Consider the following 18,544-nt stretch of genomic DNA (forward strand, 5'->3'; position numbering starts at 1 on the left):
TGCATCGCCAGCACGACAGCGACCGCGGTGATCAGCAAAACCAGCAGAAGCAGCACATTCATCCTGTCCCCCTTGATGTGTCAGAGTGGACCCGTCTGGCTGACCGGTCGTCGGTCGTCGGCGAACATGGCCTCGATCCTCGCTTTGATCTCCGCGGCGCTCATGCCGCCCCGGCACAGCACCGGCGGCCGCGAGGTGATCGACGACGCCGGAATCATCGAGGCTGTGGTCATGCGCGCGGATTTCCCGAATCAGAAACAATGTGCTGGCCTTCCCCGGTGTGTTCCGGGGTGCGCTCGTTGCCAGTGCCCGCCGGATCACCGAAAGTATGAAGCGCTCCGCCTGCCAAGGGCCGGAGGCGGGTTCTTCCCCCCAAGAGCCGCTGCTGCGCAGCGCCACTGGTATACAAGCGCAGCCCCGAACAATTCGGCATCTGAGCTACCTACCAAATACTCAGTACCACAACCGCTTACATCAATACTCAGTCCGAAGAATCTCGTAGGGGGCTCGCGGGTCGATTTCGAGCAACCCCGTGCATTCCAGACAGGATGTGGAAGTTCTCAGGGCGGCGCATCGTCTGTCAGCGCAGCGGTTCCTCGACAGGAAGGTCGGCGGCCCGCCCCTCTCGTTGCCGGGGCCGGATGTGCCGTCTGCGGTCGTTCTCGGACATCCCGCCCCACGTCCCGTACGGTTCGGCAACGGCCAGGGCGTACTCGCGGCATTCGGTTGGCGCGCGCTTCGCGCCGCGCCCGGTCCCGACCACGCTCCCCCTCTGGAGAGAAGAACAACGACGACTCGACGTTCCGGCACGACCCCAGCATGCGCCAATCTCCACGATCACGGTCGGCGGGCGGTCCGGTCCGTGGCGTACCTTCACGGCGGGAAGCCGGCACAGTGTTCGGCGCACGAGCGGATATACAAGTCATCGGATCGGTCTCACTCATCTCACTCACGGGTATTTGTGCTGCGGACCTGTCACCGCGGTAATCCTTTCGCAAACAACATTCTTCACAATCAGTCCGGACGGTCTCTTTAAGTTCAGGTGCCCAGCCAGAACCTTCGACGAGCGACGGTGATCATTTGCTCGACCAAGCGGCCGCAGCGGTGCCGGCGCGGCGACGTCGAGATACGCGACCAGTGCCCGACAGAACGCTGCGGTGTCCATCCCGAAATCGGTTCTGATCACCTCGGGAGGGCCGCCGCCGTGGGCGCACCAACGTGGGGCTCGGGCCGTGGAGTGCGCACCTGGGAAGGGTAAAAGTACGGATGAGATGACTTGTGTCCTATTTCGCAACACTGGTTGCTCCATGAAGAAACGGAGTCGGATCTGACCATCGTGTCGTAACCCAGCTCGGGTAAGGTCCGAGGCCGGGCCTGCGCATGAGGTGCACCGGAACCCCGACGACGCTCACCTGGCAGTGCTCGTAGGCGTTGATGGCGGCCTCGGCCCTGCGCCAGTCGTAGCCGTCCCACCAGTAGGCAACCAGCTCACTGAGATTAGTGTCCGGGAAGCTGTAAGACCATTCCCCGTTCCCCTCGTCCAGCGCGAGGGTCCGCAACATAACTGCGAGGTTGTTTGCACGCCGCATCCTTCGACGCCATGACGACCCGAGGTCAGCTTTCAGTCGCTGAGAGGGCACCGTACTTGGTTGTTGAAGGGCACCCATATCGGAACGGCGATCTCACCGCGGTCCGCGTCAGCTAAGGGACCAACAAGCCCATTTGGTGGTGCTGCCAGAAGTGTGGGCATGAATGGTTGAGCGCGCCTCGGACGAGAATCCGGTCGACCGAGACAACGAGTTCACAACGGATCATGGGGTGCCCGTCGTGCTGGAAGTTCAGCGCTAGCAACAGCACGCAAATTTCGGGCCAACAAATGGCATGCGACACTCAGCCACCGACCTGACCCTCTCGAAGACCGACGTCACACAGGGTTACCTCGACCAGTGCCTTCTCGCACACACCCACGGTGGGTTGTCCGCAATGGACGCAGCCAAGGCGAAGTGGTGGTCTGAGGAAATCCAGAACGAGGTCCTCGACTCCTGCGTCCAGCTGCACGGCGGCTACGGCTACATGAACGAGTACCGGATGGCGCGCGCGTGGAAAGACGCCCGGATCACCAAGATCTGGGCCGGCACCAACGAGTTCATGAAAGAACTCATCGGCCGGGACCTCGGCCTGTAGCGCAACCGACCTGCAGACGCCAGCAACCCACCCAGGCAAAGACCACAGCCGGGCCCACACGCAGACAGCCAGCGACCACCCGCACACGCACACTCTCGCGAGGGAAGGCCCTGGAATGGTCGTCCTACTCCGGCACGCCCACGCGATAGGAAAGCAGAGCTGGCGCGGGTCCGACGCCCACCGGCCCCTCAGCGCCCTCGGCCAGGAACAAGCCGCCGGCCTCGTCGACACCCTCACCGGCGTGGAGTTACGCGTCCTGTACTGCAGCCCGACCACCGCTGCCTGGACACCCTCGCCCCGTTGGCCGCCGCCTACGGCCTTGCCATCCACGAGCACCCCCTCCTCGCCCCGGACGCCGCCGCCGACGATTTGTTCGCCGCCCTCGACACCGTCGACCTCACCGGCACCCTGTGGGTCACCGCGCTCGCCGCATGCACCCGCACCGACGGGACACGCGCATTCCCCATCGGTGACACCGCAAAGGGTGGGGCCTGGCTGCTCAATGCCCACACCCCGCCGCGCTACATCGATCCCGATCCGCCGCAGTCGCCGGCTTCGGCGGTGGGGGTCGCCGCTACGAAAGTGCAACGAGCGACTTCGTGCCGTCGACCCGGGAGATCCAGCTACCCTTCCAGCAGTGACGCAGGTCACATCAATCCGGGGTTCGGTCGGCGTAACACTTCCGGCCCTCCCCGACACCGTTCGAATAGCCGCAGACGCTGGGCCCGCGGCACCCGAATGAGGACCACCGATCACCATGAGCACCACACAGCTCCACCCGAACACCCACCCCGCCACCAGCACCTCCCCCTGGAAGCGACTCGCCACCGCCGCCGCCGCGACCGCCGCACTCGGCCTCGTCCCGGTCGCCGCCGCCAACGCCACCACCGCACCGCCGAACGCCGCGCAGCCCGCCGCCGCCGTCACCCACGACAGCCCACTCGACCGCGACAACGACATGCAACAGCAACACCAGCACGACCGTCAGCGTGACCAGCGGCAGGACCGCCGCGCCGACACCATCGGCCTCGACCAGATCCTGCTCGACGGCTGAAACAGCAGCACCCCGCTGTCGCGCAACCCGGCCGCCCAACACCCAGGGGAACCGAACCGCGCACAGCTCTTCCCCAAACCTGGGATGACGGCCCGCACCCGACATCCCCCGCGTATTTCGAGACCCCGCGAGAAGGCAACCATGAACACCATCGAACCCCCCTCCACCGAGGCGGTCACCACCACGGCAACAACATTCGGCAGCACCGCCGACCTGACCAGCGCGCTGATTCGCGCCGCGACCGCCCACGGTCAACACGAAACGCGCACCGGCGCCGCGGATCCGAACTGGCCCGACTGGTACGCCGCCTACATGGTCGCCGAACAGGCGGGGACGGAGCCGCCCCTCTAACCGCCCTCCACACCATCGACCGACCCCCCACCCCGGCACCACCCACCAAGGAGAACGTCATGTCCACGATCCACCTGCACCAGACCACCACCGCCACACCGGAACAATTCCTCGACGCACTCACCGACTTCGGGCCCGGCCGCCAGGCGATCTTCGGCAACAGCGCCGACGACCACCTCCAGGTACACGAACTCGACACCACCCACGCCGACGTCACCGAAGGCTCCGGCGGGGCCTGGGAACGCCTGCACTACGACTGGACCGACCCCCACCGCATCGTCATGACGACCACCGACTCCAACCTGTGGGGCGGCAACTCCGGCCACACCTACACCCTCACCCCGCGCCCCGACGGCACCACCGACATCGACGCCGTCGTGGTCCGCGACGGCAAAAACCTCAAAGGACGAGCACTCGCAGCCGTGCTCGGCGCCTTCGGCACCCGCGTCCTGGGAAAGGCGTTCGACAACACCATCGCCGCCATCGAATCCCGCAACCACACCCCACGAACGGCAAACAACACCTAACCCAGAGGGCGCCGTCGAGCACCGCAAACCCCGGCGCCCGGCGGCGCCACCATGTCCGACAGTCCGTAGCAGTGAAGGTAGGCAGGCCGGCGACATCCGCGTCGGGCCCACCGTCACGGTGGCGACGAAGGCGGTGTCTTCGCAGACGATGTCCTCGCCGGTGTTCTGCGCCCCCGCACCGGCTTCCCCGCCTGGGTGGGAGTCTTGTCTTCGGCCGCGGCTCCCGCCGGGGCCGCCGGCACCTTGTGCACAGGACTGGGAGTCGTTGCTCCGGCCACGGTTCCGGGTCCGGTCGACGGCTGACCGGCCCCCGCGCGGTCCGGCTTCGTGCCGAGTTTGAGTTGGTCGAGGACCAGCGCCGTAGAGCCTCCTCCCACTCCCACGGTTCGACATGCGCACACCTGACCGAATTGCGCCCGAGGAGCATGGTCTGCATCACTATTTTATGTCAATGATCCCCTTGTCCCTGCTCCGCCGGAGCTCGTCCTCGTTGTCGATCGTCGTACGCGTCGGCGGACCTGCAGCCCGAACCCCGGCGCCGCAGAACGGCGCACGGAATTGAGCGGCGGCACCGCGGGTCAGAGCGACCGCCACTCCCGGCCGGTCCGGCTGAGGATTCGTTCCGCAGACTCCGGGCCGGACGCGCCGGACGGATAGTTGTCCGGGCGACCGAGGGCTGCCCAGTGCTCGAGGAGAGGATCGATGACCCGCCAGGACCATTCGACCTCCTCACGGCGAGGAAAGAGGGTGGCGTCCCCGCGCAGCACGTCACAGATCAGCCGCTCGTAGGCCTCCGGCGCCGGGTCGAACACCGACCGAAAGTCCATCCCCAGGCTGACCGGCTGAATGTGCATGCCGCCGCCCGGACGTTTGGCGCCGATGTGCAACTCGATTCCGTCGTCCGGCTGAACCCGGAACACGAGCACGTTCGACACCGCCGCGGCCCGGGCAGCGGGTGAACCATGGGCGGGAGGTGTGAACGTTACCGCGATCTCGGCGGTCCGCCGTGCCAGGCGTTTGCCGGTGCGGATGAAGAACGGCACGCCGGCCCACCGGCGGGTCGCGATGCCGACTGTCAGGGCCGCGAAGGTCTCGGTCGTCGAGTCGGCTGGGAAGCCTGCCTCGTCAGCCAATCCTGGTACGGGAACACCGTTCTCCACCCCCGCACCGTATTGTCCGCGGGCAGATGTCTCCGCGAGCGGTTCGAGGAGTCCGGTGGCGGAGAGGACCTTGATCTTCTCGGCGGCGATGCTGTCGGCATCGAACGCGACGGGTTCCTCCATCGCGATCAACGCCAATAGTTGCAGCAGATGATTCTGGATGACGTCGCGGGCAGCACCCACGCCGTCGTAGTACCCGGCGCGCCCGCTCACTCCGACGCTCTCGGCCATGGTGATCTGCACGTGGTCGATGTGCCGGTTGTTCCACAACGGCTCGAACATTCCGTTCGCGAAGCGTAACGCGAGGATGTTCTGCACCGTCTCCTTCCCCAGGTAGTGATCGATGCGGTAGATCGAGGACGGCGGAAACACCCTTTCCAGCGCGACACCGAGAGTCTGCGAGCTGGCGAGGTCGTGCCCGAACGGTTTCTCCACCACCACCCGGCGCCAACCGTGGGCATCGCGGTTCAGGCCGGTGATCGCCAGCTGGTCGCAGACCGTGGCGAACGCCGAGGGTGCGATGGACAGGTAGAAGACGTAGTTGCCGGGTTTGCCGCGGCGGACGTCGAGCTCGGCCAGCCGGGCGGAAAGCCGGGCGAACGCGGCCGTGTCGTCGAACGACCCCTGCACGACGTGGATACGCTCGGCGAGCTCAGCCCACACCGCAGGGTCGAATGGTTTGCGCGCGTGCGCAATCACCGCCTCCCGCAGCCGAGTTTTGGCGTGCGCGCCGTCGCGAGCGAAGCCGACGAGATCGAAACCCGGTGGCAGCTGGCCACCGTGCGCGAGGTCGTAGATGGCCGGGACCAACTTCTTGCGTGCGAGATCACCGGTGATTCCGAAGATCACCATCGAGACCGGTTCGGTGACCTGACCACTATTGCCGATCAACGCCTCACCGAGTCCGCCGTCCGAGCCGGCTGCCAGCGGGTCCCTCTCCTGCACTTCAGACACGGTCACTTCTGTTCCCACTCCGTCTTTCGCTCCACCACACGCGCATTCGGACAATGCGTCGAATACCAGTGTCGAAGGCGTCGAGACGAAATGCACTTGGCCGAGCGGCCAGTGACAGCTCCCCGTCCGGTCAGGTGAGGCGACCCCGAAACCGCCGTAGACATAGACATCGGCACGATACCGAGAATCGAGAATGGAACGGTGACGATGAAACTGGGACTGGTCGGTCTGGGCCGCATGAGTCTGAACATGCGTGAGCGGTTGCGTGAACGCGGACTCGAGGCGATCGGATACGACCCTCACGCCGCCGCCAGCGATGTGGACAGCCTCGAATCGTTGGTCGAGTCGCTTCCGGCACCGCGGGCGGTGTGGATGATGGTGCCTGCCGGTGCGCCGACCCGTCAGGTGATCGGGCAGCTTTCGCGCCTGCTCGCGCCCGGTGACCTCGTCGTCGATGGCGGCAACTCCCGGTTCACCGACGACAAGGTGAACGCGGACATCCTCGCCGAACACGGCATCCGCTACCTCGACTGCGGCGTCTCCGGTGGAGTGTGGGGACGCACGAACGGCTACGCGCTGATGGCCGGCGGCGACGCCGCCGACATCGACCGGTTGATGCCGGTCTTCGACGCGCTGAGACCGGACGGTGACCGTGAGGACTCCTTCGTCCATGCCGGCGCGGTCGGTGCCGGCCACTACGCGAAGATGGTGCACAACGGCATCGAGTACGGGTTGATGCAGGCCTACGCCGAGGGGTACGAGCTGCTCGCCGCCGAGGACTCGATCGTGGACGTTCCCGCAGTCCTGCGTGCCTGGTCCAAGGGCACCGTCGTGCGGTCCTGGTTGCTCGACCTCCTGGTGCAGGCCCTGTCCGAGGATCCCGACCTGGCCGGAATCTCCGGCTACACCGAGGATTCCGGCGAAGGCCGCTGGACCGTCGAAGAAGCCATCGCACACGCGGTTCCCGCGCCGGTGATCTCCGCCGCACTGTTCGCGCGGTTCGCCTCCAGACAACACGATTCGCCCGCCATGAAAGCCGTTTCGGCGCTGCGCAACCAGTTCGGTGGGCACGCTGTCCGACGTTCCGAACCCGCCGGGATCGCCTGAACAGTGACGGCCTCGACCCGACCTGCCCGGCAACTCACCGGTGCGTGTCCTCGCGGCGGCCGGCGGCGGACGGCGCCATTCCGAACTCGCGGCTGAAGGCGAAGGAGAAGGCTGCGGGAGATGCGTAGCCGAGAGTCGAGGCGACCCGAGTCACCGGCTGCGAGCGCAGCATCGGGATGGCTGCCAGCAACCGAGCCCGCAGGCGCCAGGCCGCCGGACTGACCCCGACCTCGCGTAGGAATCGCCGGGTGAAGGCGCGTTCGCTCATCGCCACTCGGCCCGCCCACTCGGCGTTCGTCACGCCGACCTCCGGCTTGCCGAGATAGGACCGGCACAACGCGACCAGGTCGGCCGACGTGGGCAGCATCAGGTGCAGGGGCAGCGACCTGAGCGTTGCCAGCTCGAACAGCAGCAGTGCCGCGACGGCGCCCTCCCTACCGTCGCGGTCGTACTCGGCGGGTAGATCGGCGGCGACGAGCAGCAATTCACGGAGCAGCGATGACACCTCGACCACGACGCACGCCATGGGCCACCACGGCACCGCAGCTGGTTCGATGTAAAGACTGCTCGTACTCACACCGAGCATCCGTACCCGATGCCGTGTGGCCGGCGGAATCATGACGCCCTGAGCCGTGGGCACCGTCCAGGTGCCGTTGTCGGTCTCGACGACCATTGTTCCTGTAGCTCCGTACAGGAACTGCGCACGACGGTGTTCGTGCCAGTCCAGCACGAAGCCGGCCGGATAGTCGGTCGCGATCGGGAGCACGTCCCGCTCGATACGGTCGATGTCGCCGAGCGGGACATTTCTCACCACACCTAACCTACCGGCTGACTTTCGAAAGAAATCGACTGACATTCGATTGTCGCCGCTACAGCGATACGGTGAACTGGACCGAGTGAATATGTTCGTTCTCGTTCTCATCGGCCTCGTGACCGGGTTGACCACCGCCCTGTTCGGTTTCGGCGGCGGGTTCGTGACCGTCCCGGTCGTCCTGTGGGCAGAAGCAGGGCTCGGCGACTCGGCCGCCCGGGTCGCAGTCGCAACATCCGCGGCGGTGATGATGGTGAATGCTGCCGTCGCCACGTCCGCAACCTCCCGCACGGTGCTGCGTCACTTGCGTGACTCTCGTTGTCTGCTCGCACTTCTCGGTCTCGGAGGCGTGGCAGGCGCGTTGCTCGCCCGGCTCGTACCCGGCGCAATCATCCAGTGGGGGTTCGTCATCTACCTCGTCGGGACGATCGTTGATGTCCTGGTGCGGCCGGGCTTCTTCCGTCCGGCGGCGCCGCACACCACCGACTCTCGGCAACGGTTCGCCATACCGACCTCGCTCGGGCTACCGATCGGCGCGAGCGCAGCATTTCTCGGCGTCGGCGGCAGTGTCATGACGGTGCCTCTCCTGCGCCGCTCCGGACTGATGATGGGTGTCGCCACCGCACTCGCAACCCCGCTGACCCTCGCCATCAGCCTGCCGGCAGTTCTGATCTTCCTCGTCGGCCGCGGTCCCGGATCACCCGCCGGCGCCGCCCTGGCCGGCTCCATCGACCTGGCCGCGGCCCTGGCGCTTCTCCTCGGCGCACTCCCGGTGATCGTCACGCTGAGGCGACGCCCACCCCGTCTGCCCGACCGTGTCCACGCGGTCGGTTACGTGCTGCTCCTCGTCGCGGTCACCATGACCACTGTGCTTGCTGCGCTTCGGTAACCGCAAGCGCGTATCCCGCCGACACGGGAGGAAGGATCACGCCGGTGCCGCCCACACCCAACGACGTCCGTGAACCTACGTCGTCATCGCATTCGACGCCAGCTACCAGGGCGCCAGCGGCGGCGAACCCCGATTCACCGAGGACCCCACGCAACGGGTCCAGGACTTCAGCTTCGTCGTCGACCACCTCGTCACCCTCCCCTACGTCGACGCCGACCGGATCGGCGTGCTCGGCATCTGCGGCGGCGGCGGATACTCCATCAGCGCAGCGAAGACGGAACGGCGGATCAAGGTCGTCGGCAGTGTCGTGGGCGTGAATTTCGGACACCTGCTGCATGAAGCGTTCAGCGGCTACGAACCGATCGCGACACTGGAGGCGATCGCCGGGCAGCGCACCGCCGAGGTCCGCGGCGCCGAACCGAACGTGGAGAACCTGCTGCCGCCCACCGTGGACGCGGCGGCCGGGACGGGACTCGACGTCGTCGAGGCCACCGACTACTACAAGACACCCCGCGGGGAGAAGCCGAACGGCGCCACCCGCAGCCTGATCTCACGACGAGCAGCGGGATACGGGTGGGACGCCTTCACCCACGCCGAAGTACTCCTCACCTAGCCGCTGTGTGTCGTCGTCGGAAACAAGCCCGGTGCGTTCGGTTCCTACCGTGACGGCCTCGAGATCTACCGCCGCGCCCGCTCCGAGACGAAGCAGCTCGTCGTGGCCGAAGGCTTCTCGCACTACGACCTGTACGACCAGCCCGACCCGGTCGGGCAGGCTCTCGACGCCCTCATCCCCTTCTACAACAAGAACCTCTGACCGAACGAGCACACATCACAATCAGAAGGACTCGGTAATGGACAGCACCACCTTTCCCAACGGCCCGATCACCATGGCCGGCAACCTGTTTCTGCCCGACAACTTCGATCCGCAGGCCAGCTACGCGGCCGTCGTCACCGTGCACCCGGGCGGCGGTGTGTAGGAGCAGACCGCGGGCTTGTACGCCGCGAAAATGGCGGAGGAGGGTTTCGTCGCACTGGCCTACGACGCCTCGTTCCAGGGCGAGAGCGGCGGCGACCCGCACCACCTCGAAGATCCGTTCGCTCGGGCGGAGGACGTCCGCGTTGCCGTCGACTTCCTGCAGAGCCTGGGCTATGTCGACGCTGAACGGATCGGCGTCCTCGGGGTCTGCGCCGGCGGCGGGTACGCCGTGAATGCGGCCCTGACCGACTACCGGATCAAGGCCGTCACCACCGTCAGCGCCGTGAACATCGGCACCTCGTTCCGCCGAGGGTGGTACGGAACCGACTCCGACGCGGCCGCGGTGCCCACGCTGGAGGCAGTCGCTCAGCAGCGGACCGGCGAGGCCCAGGGTGCAGATCCGGCGTACATTCCCTACGTTCCGGAACAGCCGGACGAGAGCACTCCGCGCGACCTGGTCGAGGCGCACGACTACTACCTCACGGCGCGGGCGCAGCACCCGAACGCGAGGAACAAGCAGCTGTTCACCAAGAGCATCTCGCGGATCTTCACATTCGACGCGTTCCACCTGGTCGACGACCTGTTCACGGCACCGCTGCTGATCGTGGCGGGCAGCGAAGCCGGTTCACTGTGGATGTCCACCGAACTGCACGGCCGGGTCCGCAGTCCCAAGAAGCTGGTGGTCGTCGAGGGTGGCGCCCACATGGACGTCTACGACGTGCCGAAGTACGTCGACCACGCCGTGGCGGAAGCTACGCCGTTCTTCCGGGAGAACCTCGCGGCTCACTCCGAAGCGAACTGACACCAGCCCGACCCGGTCCTCCCGGCCTCTGGAATCCCCAATGGCTCGGGAGGACTCGGCATCGCCACTCCAGCTTCCGGGTACCAGCTCAATGGTTCGGGCTTGCAACAGATCCGGCATGCCACCGACGCCACGTGAACTGTTCTACTCCCCCACCACGTCAGGGGCCCATCCCATCAGTCGCTTCTCGATGACCGAGAACGCAGCTTCGCGCGGAAATGCATTTTACAGTCTACCGTGAACGGCGCCGCGCCAGCGGTTGGCAGCTGTATCAGGCCGTCGGCGTGGAGCGCGGCGACCGCGAAGCCTCGGCCCTCCAGGCGTTCGAAAACTTTCGCTTCTTCGGCGCGCCGCACGTCGCGATCATCACCACCGACGCGGTGCACGGGGTGTACGGGGCCGTCGATACCGGCCTGTACGTGGGCACATTCCTACTCGCGGCGCGGAGCCTCGGACTCGGGGCAATCCCCCAGGCCGCGCTCGCCAGTCATTCCCCGCTCATCCGCAAGCACTTCGACATCCCCGCCGATCGAAAGATCTTGGTCGGCATCTCGTTCGGCTTCGCAGACACCGACCACCCGGCCAACAACTACCGCACCACACGGGCGCCGCTGAACAAAGTCGTGACGCGGATCCGCGAATAAGCATCCGGGAACGACGGAGGCGATGTCGCGCTGACCTCCGCTTCGAATGATAGATTCTCCGCATGCGGAGTGAACGCTCCGCTTTGTTGGGAGAATCTATGAAAACCGCTTCACGGCGGACGCACCATCAGTTGACGTTCGCCGTTCTCACCGTGGGCGTCGGCGCCTATGCCCTGCTGCAGTCCCTGGTGATGCCGGTGTTGCCCACCCTCGAGTCCGCGCTGGGCACGACACAGACCGATATCACCTGGGTGTTGACCGCCTACCTGCTGTCGGCGTCGATCTTCACCCCGGTCATGGGACGCCTCGGGGACATGCACGGCAAGAAACGGGTGTTCGTGATCGCGCTCGTCGCACTGGCCGCGGGGTCGCTGCTCGCGGCCCTGGCCACCTCGCTGTCCGTGATGATCGCCGCCCGGGTGATCCAGGGCATCGGTGGCGGTGTGCTGCCGTTGGCGTTCGGCATCATCCGCGACGAGTTCCCCGAGGAGAAGGTGGTCGGAGCGGTCGGCATCATCGCCGCGCTCACCGCCGTCGGCGCCGGTCTGGGCATCGTCCTGGCCGGACCTATCGTGACCGTGCTGGGCTTTCACTGGCTGTTCTGGATTCCGCTGATCATGGTCGTCCTGGCCGGGTTGGCCGCGCAGATCCTGGTCCCCGAGTCGCGTGTTCGCACCGCCGGGAAGATCAACTGGCTCACCGCACTGCTGCTGTCCGGCTGGCTCGTCGCGTTGCTGCTCGGGGTCAGTCAGGCACCGACCTGGGGCTGGGGCTCTCCGATCGTCATCGGACTGCTGGTCGCCGCCGCGGTCCTCGCCGCGACCTGGGTGGCCGCCGAAGCGCGATCCGCCAACCCGCTGATCGACATGAGAATGATGCGGATCCGCAGCGTCTGGGCCGCCAACCTGGTGGCCCTGCTGATGGGAGTCGGGATGTACGCCGCGTTCGGCTTCCTCCCGCAGTTTCTGCAGACACCCCCCTCGGCCGGATTCGGCTTCGGCGCCTCGGTCACCGAATCGGGCCTGATGCTGCTGCCGTTGAGCGTGGGAATGTTCCTGCTCGGACTCGCCTCCGGCCGCCTGGCGACTCGACTGGGGTCGAGAAACCTGGTGATCGCCGGCTCGATCGTCAGTGCGATCGGCTACTTCGTGGTGGCATTCCTCCACGAGACCGAGACGGACATCTACCTCGCCACGGCCTTGACCGGAATCGGTTTCGGCCTGGCCTTCTCGGCGATGTCGAACGTCGTCGTCGCAGCGGTGCCGTCCGAACAGACCGGTGTCGCCAGCGGCATGAACGCGAACATCCGCACGATCGGCGGCTCACTCGGCGCCGCGTTCATGGCCAGCGTCGTCACCGCCGGGGCGTCCACGTCGGGGGTGCCGCAGGAATCCGGCTACACCAACGGCTTCGTCATGCTGGGTGTGGCAGTGGCCCTCGGCGCCGTGGCGGCCCTGTTCATCCCGGCGATGAAGCGGGACGACACCACGAATCTCGAACCGTCGCCCGAGCTGCGGCACCCGGAACTCGCGCTGGTCGCCGGCGGCACACTGGTGGGCGACGAATCCGAATGAGGTCCGACATGAGCGATCCGGCAGGCGGCAAGGCACTGCGCCGCGACGCCGCGGAGAACCGGCAACGGCTACTCGATGCGGCAGCGACCGTGTTCAGTGCCCGCGGCCTCGACGTGGGGGTCGACGAAATCGCCCGGGTCGCCGGCGTCGGCATCGGCACCCTCTACCGCCGGTTCCCCACCAAGGATGCACTGATCAGTGAACTGGTTCGCCAGGTGCTCGAAGACTTCCTCACCCTGGCCCACGAAGCCCTCTCCGCGCCGGAGGGCGAGGGCCTCGAACAGGTGCTCTACGGCAGCGGTGCCATCCTCGCGTCGAACCGCGGATGTCTCTCTCGCATGTGGAACGACGATCAGACCACAGTTCTGAGGAACGACTATCGCCGGATCCTGTTCGAGTTGCTGGCGGGGGCCAAGCAGCACGGCCGCATCCGCGAAGACGCCACCGAGGCCGACCTGGACCTCATCTTCTGGTCCCTCCGCGGCGTCGTCGCGACGACACGCGGCGTCACCGACACCGGCTGGCGCAGAATCCTCGCGGTCATGATCGCGGGATTGCGGCCCGGCGCGGAAAGACTCGATGCGGCACCGCTGAGCGCACAGGACGTCGCACAAATCATGGAAAATTTGTGGCCTCGATAAGGTGCGGCGGGTGGCGAGGGAACACTACCCCGTCAGGTATTCGTCGTCGGTGACGTGCTCGAGCCAGGTCGTGGTGGTGGCCGGGTCGTCGGCGTTGTCGAGCATAGCGAGGTGTTCCATGAACGAGTCGGCGCTTGCTCCGTGCCAATGTTGTTCGTTCGGTGGGCAGTAGAGGGTTTGACCGGCGTGTGCTTCGACCTTCGGTCCGCCGCGGGACTTTACCCAGGCAGTTCCTTCGGTGATGTGCAGGGTCTGACCGTGGGCGTGCGAGTGCCACGCGGTGCGGGCGCCGGGCGCAAAACGCACTTTCGCCACTACCATTCGCTGACCGGGGTCGCGGGGAAAGGCGATACGGTCGAGCCAGACGTCACCCGTGAATTGCTCGGGCGGGTTCTTGGTCGTCGGGGTGTGGGGATCGATCTGCATTGCTGTACTCCTCAGGCTTCGGGGATCTCGAGGCCGAATGTCTCGCGGGTGATGTCGTCAGGTTCCGGGCCGCCACGCACACCGGTGTCGAGGGCGTCGATCGCGGCGAGTTGATCGGCGGTGAGATCGAAGTCGAAGACCTCGAAGTTCTCGGTGATCCGGGACGGGGTGACCGATTTCGGGATCACCTGACGTCCCTGCTGCAGGTGCCACCTCAGCATCGTCTGGGCCGGCGTCTTACCGTGTGCCGCTGCGATCGACTGGAGGGTGGGATCGTCGAGTGTGGAGCCGTGGGAGCCGTTGCGGTAGAAAGTGATGCCGCCGATCGGGGACCATGCCTGCGACACGATCCCGTGTTCGGCGTTGGCCGTGAGCACGTCGGATTGGCGGAAGTACGGGTGTACCTCGATTTGGTTGACCGCCGGCACCACCGATGTTTCGTCCCGCAGTCGCGTGAGGTGGTCGGACATGAAATTGCTGACACCGATGGCGCGGACGCGTCCGTCCGCGAGCAGCGTCTCGAGCGCCTTGTAGGCCTCGACGGTGAGGGTGAACTCACCGGGAAGAGCCTGGTGCAGTATCAGCAGGTCGATCTGATCGATTCCGAGTTTGCGGGAGCTCTTGTCGAACGCGTGCAGCGTCGCGTCGTAGCCGTAGTCGGTGATCCAGATCTTGGTCTCGATGAAGATGTCCGAGCGATCGATGCCCGAACGGCGTATGGCTTCGCCGACCTCGCGTTCGTTCTGATAAGCAGCTGCGGTGTCGATGTGCCGGTATCCGGTCTCCAATGCCGCCTCGACCGCTGCAACGGTGTCATCAGGGGGCGTCTGGTACACACCGAAACCCAGTGCCGGCATCGTGATTTCGTTGTTCAAGGTCAATTGGGGGATGGTCATGTTTCAACCTTAGGTTCGGTCTGCGCGCGCTGGGAGTGCCTGTCGAACCAGGTACCGGCAGTACCTGGTTCGACCAGCGGATGTCATTCGACGGGCCGGTGTCGTGCAGCGGGCACGATCACCGTGAGGACGACGACCAGTGCGAGGACCAGCAGTACGGTGCCGCCGGTGAGCGCGGCGCCGACGTGCTCGGTCACCGCTGCTGGTCCGTCGAGGTTGGCGCCTGCGTCGGCCGCGAGTGCGACGAGAATGCCCAAACCGAGTGCCATTCCGAGTTGGTGCGCCGTGTTGACCAGTCCGGATGCCGCGCCGGCGTCCGCCGAATCCACACCGGCGATTCCTGCGTTCGTCAGCGGCCCGAACGCCAGGCCTTGCCCGGCGCCCACCAGGACGATCGGTAGTGCAACGTCCATGAGATACGTATCGAGTGGGCCGATGCGGCTCAGCCATGCCATACCGGCCAGGGTCAGCGCCGTCCCGGTAGCGAGCAGAGTCCCGTTCGACAGCCGGGCGCTCAGCCGGGGCACAACGAGTGCGACGACGAAGTTGACGAGGGTCATCGGCAGGAAGCCGAGCCCGGCGTGTAGTGGGGAGAAGCCGAAGCCGTCCTGGAGCAGTTGGGTGGTGAAGTAGAAGAATCCGATCATCGCCCCGAGGTACAGCAGGCGAGCCGAATAGGCGCCGGCGCGTTCGCGACTGCGGAACAACCGCAGCGGCAGGATCGGTTGCTGCACCCGACCCTCGTGAACGACCAACCCGACCAGCAGGAGAGCCCCGAGTACCAGAGCGGCCTGTACCCGTGCCGATCCCCAACCTGCCTCGGCGGATTCGATGATCCCGAAGATCACGGCGCCCATGCCGAATGTCGCACCGAGAGCACCGATCACGTCGAACCTTCCGGTTCGCCGTGGTGTTTCGACGAGCACTGTGCGAGACCAGACAATCAAGGCGACCGCGATCGGGACGTTGACCAGGAAGGCCGCTCGCCAGGAGATCCACTCGGTGAGCGCACCTCCGACCAGAAGGCCGAGGCTGGCGCCGATACCGGCCGTTGCGGCATACCAGGCAATGGCCCTGTTGCGGGCCTCGCCGTCGAAGTAGGTCGTGATCAACGCCAACGAGGTCGGTGCGACGATCGCCGCACCGATTCCCTGCACCGCGCGGGCGGCGATCATCCACCATCCCGCGGGCGCAATCCCGACGAGCAAGGATGCGGTTCCGAAAATCGCGAGACCGATCCTGAACAGTCGGCGCCGCCCCACGATGTCCCCCGCGCGGGCAGCCAACAGGAGCAGACCACCGAAGACCAGGGTGTAAGCGTCCTGAACCCACGACAACGCCGCCGATGACAGGTCGAGTCCGGATCGGATGCTCGGCAACCCGGTGAAGATCACCGAGTTGTCCAGCAACACCATGAAATAGCTTGCCAGGATGATACCCAGAATCGCGGTCGGGGAGGTCGTGGCCCGACCGGACACAGCGGTGGTCACGGCCGGACCGCGACCTTGAGCGCGTCGCGGGCATCCATCGCGGCGTAGCCCTCCGGCGTCTGGCCGAGACCGACGGTGCGGTCGAACACCTTCCCCGGCTGGACAGTGCCGTCCAGGACCGCCGGAAGCAGCTGCTCGATGTAGGCGCGCACCGGTGCCGGACCACCGGTCAGCGTGACGTTCGGCCCGAACAGGCTCCCGAACCCGACTGGCGCGTCCTCGTACTGGGGCACCCCCACCCGACTGATCACTCCACCCGCGCGGACGACGCCCACCGCCTGGTCGTAGGCCGGCCGGTGACCGACCGCCTCGAGGACGACCGCGCTGCCCAGTCCGCCGGTCAGCTCACGAACCTTCGCGATCCCCTCCTCGCCACGCTCGGCAACCACATCGGTCGCGCCGAACTCGCGACCGAGATCGGTCCGCCGCTGGTGCCGTCCCATCAACACGATCTGCTCGGCACCGAGCAGGCGAGCCGACAGCACGGCCGACAATCCCACCGCCCCGTCACCGATCACGGTCACGACACTGCCCGCGCCGACGCCGCCGCGGACCGCGGCATGCCAGCCGGTGCCATACACATCCGACAACGTCAGCAAGGAGTTGAGCAGCGCATCGTCGGCGTCCTCGCCCACCGGTACCGTCACCAGCGTGCCGTCGGCCAGCGGCACCCGGACCGCCTCGGCCTGACCACCCGCCGTACCCAGCGAGGCGTCGTTCCAGAACCCGCCGCGCACGCACGAGGTCTGCAGACCCGCAGTGCAGAACACGCACGTGCCACACGACACCGCGAACGGTGCGATGACGAAGTCGCCGACCCGTAACGTCCTCACATCCGAACCGATCGCTTCTACGACACCGATGAACTCGTGGCCCATCGATCTGCCCGCAGGTTCGGCGTCCATGGAGTGATAGGGATGCAGGTCGCTGCCACACACGCAGGCCCGCACGATCCGTACCAGAGCGTCGGTGGACGACTGGATGGTGTGATCAGGAACATCGATGACGCGGACGTCGCCCGCGCCGAACATGTACGTCGCTTTCATGCCACCCAGTTGACCTCCATTCGGGCCGCCCGGGGAGTCACGGACGTTCCGGGTACTGCCAGTACCTCCCACATCCGGCGGTCACTGCCTACCGTGGACTCATGAGTTCGACCGACCTGCGCACCGAAATCCGCGAGTTCCTCAGCACGCGGCGCGCACGCATCACCCCGGAACAGAGCGGACTACCCGTGTTCGGCGGCAACCGCCGTGTCAAAGGACTGCGCCGCGAAGAGGTCGCCATGCTCGCCGGTGTCTCGGTCGACTACTACGTCCGCATGGAGCGCGGCAACCTCGCCGGCGCCTCCGACAGCGTCCTCGACGCCCTCGTCTCCGCCCTGCAACTCGACGACGCCGAACGTGACCACCTCTTCGCTCTCGCCCGGCAAGCACAAGCAAGCACCACCCGCCGCCCCCGCACTCCGCCGGTGACGGTCCGCCCGGCAATCCAGCAAGTACTCGATGCCATCACGGACGCACCGGCCTGGGTCCGAAACGGCCGCCACGACATCATCGCGATGAACGACCTCGCGCGCGCCCTCTACTCCCCTGTGCTCGCTGACCCCCGCCGCCCCGCCAACACAACCCGATTCGTCTACCTCCACCCTCAGGCAGCCGAAGAATTCTTCGTCGACTACGACACCGTCGCCAGGGACGCCGCCGCCATGCTCCGACTCGAAGCAGGCCGCAACCCCCACGACAAGGCGCTCATCGCGCTGGTCGGGGAACTGTCCACCCAGAGCGAACTCTTCCGCCAACGCTGGGCGTCACAGGACGTCCGATTTCATCGCAGCGGTCGAAAACGCCTGCGCCACCCCTCCGTCGGCCAACTCGACCTCGACTTCGAAGCACTCGAACTGCCCTCCGAACCCGGCCTCCAACTCAACATCTACACCGCAGCCGCCGGCACACCCTCCGCCGACGCCCTCAAACTCCTCGCCTCCTGGGCCGCCAGCCAGGATCAGCTCGGCACCGAACACGACGCTCCCAGCAGACCGCATTGACCCCCGCACAG

General features: G+C 66.3%; 21 protein-coding genes and 4 pseudogenes. 15 read left to right on the forward strand and 10 right to left on the reverse strand.

The window, feature by feature from the left end:
* Positions 1 to 80: 80 nt before the first annotated feature.
* The gene (locus tag PSR88_RS02595; RefSeq protein WP_016880917.1) at positions 81 to 233 is read right to left on the reverse strand and encodes a hypothetical protein; all 153 of its coding nucleotides are present in this window, start codon (positions 231 to 233) and stop codon (positions 81 to 83) included.
* 1 nt (position 234) lies between these two features.
* On the opposite strand from PSR88_RS02595, the pseudogene PSR88_RS02600 reads away from it, so the two are divergent.
* A pseudogene (locus tag PSR88_RS02600) lies at positions 235 to 349 on the forward strand (malic enzyme-like NAD(P)-binding protein); the annotation flags it as partial.
* Between the two features lie 231 nt (positions 350 to 580).
* Here the strand turns inward: PSR88_RS02600 and PSR88_RS02605 are convergent.
* Positions 581 to 944 (reverse strand): annotated as a pseudogene (locus PSR88_RS02605) (WhiB family transcriptional regulator).
* 339 nt (positions 945 to 1,283) lie between these two features.
* A complete protein-coding gene (locus PSR88_RS02610; RefSeq protein WP_342338044.1) occupies positions 1,284 to 1,667 on the reverse strand; it encodes an epoxide hydrolase N-terminal domain-containing protein in 384 nt (127 codons plus the stop codon).
* Positions 1,668 to 1,720: 53 nt separating this feature from the next.
* Between PSR88_RS02610 and PSR88_RS02615 the strand changes: the two genes are divergently transcribed.
* The 5 genes and pseudogenes from PSR88_RS02615 to PSR88_RS02635 all read left to right on the forward strand — a co-directional run bounded on the left by PSR88_RS02615 (position 1,721) and on the right by PSR88_RS02635 (position 4,116).
* Positions 1,721 to 1,906 carry a zinc-ribbon domain-containing protein gene (locus PSR88_RS02615; RefSeq protein ID WP_081437396.1) on the forward strand — a complete coding sequence of 62 codons (186 nt, stop codon included), beginning with the start codon at positions 1,721 to 1,723 and terminating at the stop codon, positions 1,904 to 1,906.
* Positions 1,907 to 1,929: 23 nt separating this feature from the next.
* Positions 1,930 to 2,184 (forward strand): annotated as a pseudogene (locus tag PSR88_RS02620) (acyl-CoA dehydrogenase family protein); the annotation flags it as partial.
* A 757-nt stretch (positions 2,185 to 2,941) separates the two neighbouring features.
* Positions 2,942 to 3,238: a hypothetical protein gene (locus tag PSR88_RS02625; RefSeq protein WP_016880815.1), complete on the forward strand. Its 297-nt coding sequence runs from the start codon at positions 2,942 to 2,944 to the stop codon at positions 3,236 to 3,238.
* 141 nt (positions 3,239 to 3,379) lie between these two features.
* Positions 3,380 to 3,589 carry a glyoxalase gene (locus PSR88_RS02630; RefSeq protein WP_342338045.1) on the forward strand — a complete coding sequence of 70 codons (210 nt, stop codon included), beginning with the start codon at positions 3,380 to 3,382 and terminating at the stop codon, positions 3,587 to 3,589.
* Between the two features lie 59 nt (positions 3,590 to 3,648).
* A complete protein-coding gene (locus PSR88_RS02635; protein ID WP_342338046.1) occupies positions 3,649 to 4,116 on the forward strand; it encodes a hypothetical protein in 468 nt (155 codons plus the stop codon).
* A 578-nt stretch (positions 4,117 to 4,694) separates the two neighbouring features.
* Here the strand turns inward: PSR88_RS02635 and zwf are convergent.
* Positions 4,695 to 6,236: a glucose-6-phosphate dehydrogenase gene (gene zwf / locus PSR88_RS02640; RefSeq protein WP_016880911.1), complete on the reverse strand. Its 1,542-nt coding sequence runs from the start codon at positions 6,234 to 6,236 to the stop codon at positions 4,695 to 4,697.
* Between the two features lie 201 nt (positions 6,237 to 6,437).
* Here zwf and gnd point away from each other — a divergent pair, with 201 nt between their 5' ends.
* Entirely contained in the window at positions 6,438 to 7,337 is a 900-nt protein-coding gene (gene gnd / locus PSR88_RS02645; protein ID WP_016880910.1) for a phosphogluconate dehydrogenase (NAD(+)-dependent, decarboxylating), read from the forward strand.
* 34 nt (positions 7,338 to 7,371) lie between these two features.
* Here gnd and PSR88_RS02650 read toward each other — a convergent pair whose 3' ends face one another.
* Entirely contained in the window at positions 7,372 to 8,148 is a 777-nt protein-coding gene (locus tag PSR88_RS02650) for an AraC family transcriptional regulator (RefSeq protein WP_029538265.1), read from the reverse strand.
* Positions 8,149 to 8,239: 91 nt separating this feature from the next.
* Between PSR88_RS02650 and PSR88_RS02655 the strand changes: the two genes are divergently transcribed.
* Complete coding sequence (locus tag PSR88_RS02655; protein WP_029538261.1) at positions 8,240 to 9,037, forward strand: sulfite exporter TauE/SafE family protein; 798 nt, start codon at positions 8,240 to 8,242, stop codon at positions 9,035 to 9,037.
* Here the strand turns inward: PSR88_RS02655 and PSR88_RS02660 are convergent.
* Complete coding sequence (locus PSR88_RS02660) at positions 9,003 to 9,374, reverse strand: hypothetical protein (protein ID WP_202801305.1); 372 nt, start codon at positions 9,372 to 9,374, stop codon at positions 9,003 to 9,005. The two genes, PSR88_RS02655 and PSR88_RS02660, sit on opposite strands and share 35 nt — an antisense overlap.
* Here PSR88_RS02660 and PSR88_RS02665 point away from each other — a divergent pair.
* From PSR88_RS02665 to PSR88_RS02690, 6 genes and pseudogenes are all read left to right on the forward strand, one after another.
* Positions 9,351 to 9,650 carry a hypothetical protein gene (locus tag PSR88_RS02665; RefSeq protein WP_202801304.1) on the forward strand — a complete coding sequence of 100 codons (300 nt, stop codon included), beginning with the start codon at positions 9,351 to 9,353 and terminating at the stop codon, positions 9,648 to 9,650. The two genes, PSR88_RS02660 and PSR88_RS02665, sit on opposite strands and share 24 nt — an antisense overlap.
* A gap of 238 nt (positions 9,651 to 9,888) precedes the next feature.
* Positions 9,889 to 10,014: a hypothetical protein gene (locus PSR88_RS02670; protein ID WP_016880906.1), complete on the forward strand. Its 126-nt coding sequence runs from the start codon at positions 9,889 to 9,891 to the stop codon at positions 10,012 to 10,014.
* A gap of 30 nt (positions 10,015 to 10,044) precedes the next feature.
* A complete protein-coding gene (locus PSR88_RS02675) occupies positions 10,045 to 10,815 on the forward strand; it encodes an alpha/beta hydrolase (RefSeq protein WP_016880905.1) in 771 nt (256 codons plus the stop codon).
* Between the two features lie 230 nt (positions 10,816 to 11,045).
* Positions 11,046 to 11,459, forward strand: a pseudogene (locus PSR88_RS02680) (nitroreductase family protein); the annotation flags it as partial.
* Positions 11,460 to 11,557: 98 nt separating this feature from the next.
* Complete coding sequence (locus tag PSR88_RS02685; protein ID WP_011593823.1) at positions 11,558 to 13,033, forward strand: MFS transporter; 1,476 nt, start codon at positions 11,558 to 11,560, stop codon at positions 13,031 to 13,033.
* A complete protein-coding gene (locus PSR88_RS02690; RefSeq protein WP_016880903.1) occupies positions 13,030 to 13,674 on the forward strand; it encodes a TetR/AcrR family transcriptional regulator in 645 nt (214 codons plus the stop codon). Before PSR88_RS02685 ends, PSR88_RS02690 begins: the two co-directional genes overlap by 4 nt.
* A 24-nt stretch (positions 13,675 to 13,698) precedes the next feature.
* Here the strand turns inward: PSR88_RS02690 and PSR88_RS02695 are convergent, their stop codons facing one another.
* The 4 genes from PSR88_RS02695 to PSR88_RS02710 all read right to left on the reverse strand — a co-directional run bounded on the left by PSR88_RS02695 (position 13,699) and on the right by PSR88_RS02710 (position 17,532).
* Positions 13,699 to 14,100 carry a cupin domain-containing protein gene (locus tag PSR88_RS02695; RefSeq protein WP_009473174.1) on the reverse strand — a complete coding sequence of 134 codons (402 nt, stop codon included), beginning with the start codon at positions 14,098 to 14,100 and terminating at the stop codon, positions 13,699 to 13,701.
* Between the two features lie 11 nt (positions 14,101 to 14,111).
* Positions 14,112 to 14,996 carry an aldo/keto reductase gene (locus PSR88_RS02700; RefSeq protein WP_016880902.1) on the reverse strand — a complete coding sequence of 295 codons (885 nt, stop codon included), beginning with the start codon at positions 14,994 to 14,996 and terminating at the stop codon, positions 14,112 to 14,114.
* 83 nt (positions 14,997 to 15,079) lie between these two features.
* On the reverse strand, positions 15,080 to 16,486 hold the full coding sequence (locus PSR88_RS02705) for an MFS transporter (protein ID WP_016880901.1): 1,407 nt from the start codon (positions 16,484 to 16,486) through the stop codon (positions 15,080 to 15,082).
* On the reverse strand, positions 16,483 to 17,532 hold the full coding sequence (locus PSR88_RS02710; protein WP_016880900.1) for an alcohol dehydrogenase catalytic domain-containing protein: 1,050 nt from the start codon (positions 17,530 to 17,532) through the stop codon (positions 16,483 to 16,485). Before PSR88_RS02710 ends, PSR88_RS02705 begins: the two co-directional genes overlap by 4 nt.
* Before the next feature lie 101 nt (positions 17,533 to 17,633).
* Here PSR88_RS02710 and PSR88_RS02715 point away from each other — a divergent pair, with 101 nt between their 5' ends.
* Positions 17,634 to 18,533, forward strand: coding sequence for a helix-turn-helix transcriptional regulator (locus PSR88_RS02715; RefSeq protein WP_016880899.1), 900 nt, complete (start codon positions 17,634 to 17,636; stop codon positions 18,531 to 18,533).
* The last annotated feature ends 11 nt before the right edge of the window (positions 18,534 to 18,544 follow it).

The organism is Rhodococcus sp. DK176 (assembly GCF_038447315.2).
Taxonomy (GTDB): Bacteria; Actinomycetota; Actinomycetes; order Mycobacteriales; family Mycobacteriaceae; genus Rhodococcus_F; species Rhodococcus_F jostii_A.

Coding starts and splice junctions, on each gene's coding strand:
- PSR88_RS02595 (WP_016880917.1), bottom strand. CDS start 233: ATGACCACAGCCTCGATGATTCCGGCGTCGTCGATCACCTCGCGGCCG.
- PSR88_RS02610 (WP_342338044.1), bottom strand. CDS start 1,667: ATGGGTGCCCTTCAACAACCAAGTACGGTGCCCTCTCAGCGACTGAAA.
- PSR88_RS02625 (WP_016880815.1), top strand. CDS start 2,942: ATGAGCACCACACAGCTCCACCCGAACACCCACCCCGCCACCAGCACC.
- PSR88_RS02630 (WP_342338045.1), top strand. CDS start 3,380: ATGAACACCATCGAACCCCCCTCCACCGAGGCGGTCACCACCACGGCA.
- PSR88_RS02635 (WP_342338046.1), top strand. CDS start 3,649: ATGTCCACGATCCACCTGCACCAGACCACCACCGCCACACCGGAACAA.
- gnd (WP_016880910.1), top strand. CDS start 6,438: ATGAAACTGGGACTGGTCGGTCTGGGCCGCATGAGTCTGAACATGCGT.
- PSR88_RS02655 (WP_029538261.1), top strand. CDS start 8,240: ATGTTCGTTCTCGTTCTCATCGGCCTCGTGACCGGGTTGACCACCGCC.
- PSR88_RS02660 (WP_202801305.1), bottom strand. CDS start 9,374: ATGCAGCAGGTGTCCGAAATTCACGCCCACGACACTGCCGACGACCTT.
- PSR88_RS02670 (WP_016880906.1), top strand. CDS start 9,889: ATGGACAGCACCACCTTTCCCAACGGCCCGATCACCATGGCCGGCAAC.
- PSR88_RS02675 (WP_016880905.1), top strand. CDS start 10,045: ATGGCGGAGGAGGGTTTCGTCGCACTGGCCTACGACGCCTCGTTCCAG.
- PSR88_RS02685 (WP_011593823.1), top strand. CDS start 11,558: ATGAAAACCGCTTCACGGCGGACGCACCATCAGTTGACGTTCGCCGTT.
- PSR88_RS02690 (WP_016880903.1), top strand. CDS start 13,030: ATGAGGTCCGACATGAGCGATCCGGCAGGCGGCAAGGCACTGCGCCGC.
- PSR88_RS02695 (WP_009473174.1), bottom strand. CDS start 14,100: ATGCAGATCGATCCCCACACCCCGACGACCAAGAACCCGCCCGAGCAA.
- PSR88_RS02700 (WP_016880902.1), bottom strand. CDS start 14,996: ATGACCATCCCCCAATTGACCTTGAACAACGAAATCACGATGCCGGCA.
- PSR88_RS02710 (WP_016880900.1), bottom strand. CDS start 17,532: ATGAAAGCGACGTACATGTTCGGCGCGGGCGACGTCCGCGTCATCGAT.
- PSR88_RS02715 (WP_016880899.1), top strand. CDS start 17,634: ATGAGTTCGACCGACCTGCGCACCGAAATCCGCGAGTTCCTCAGCACG.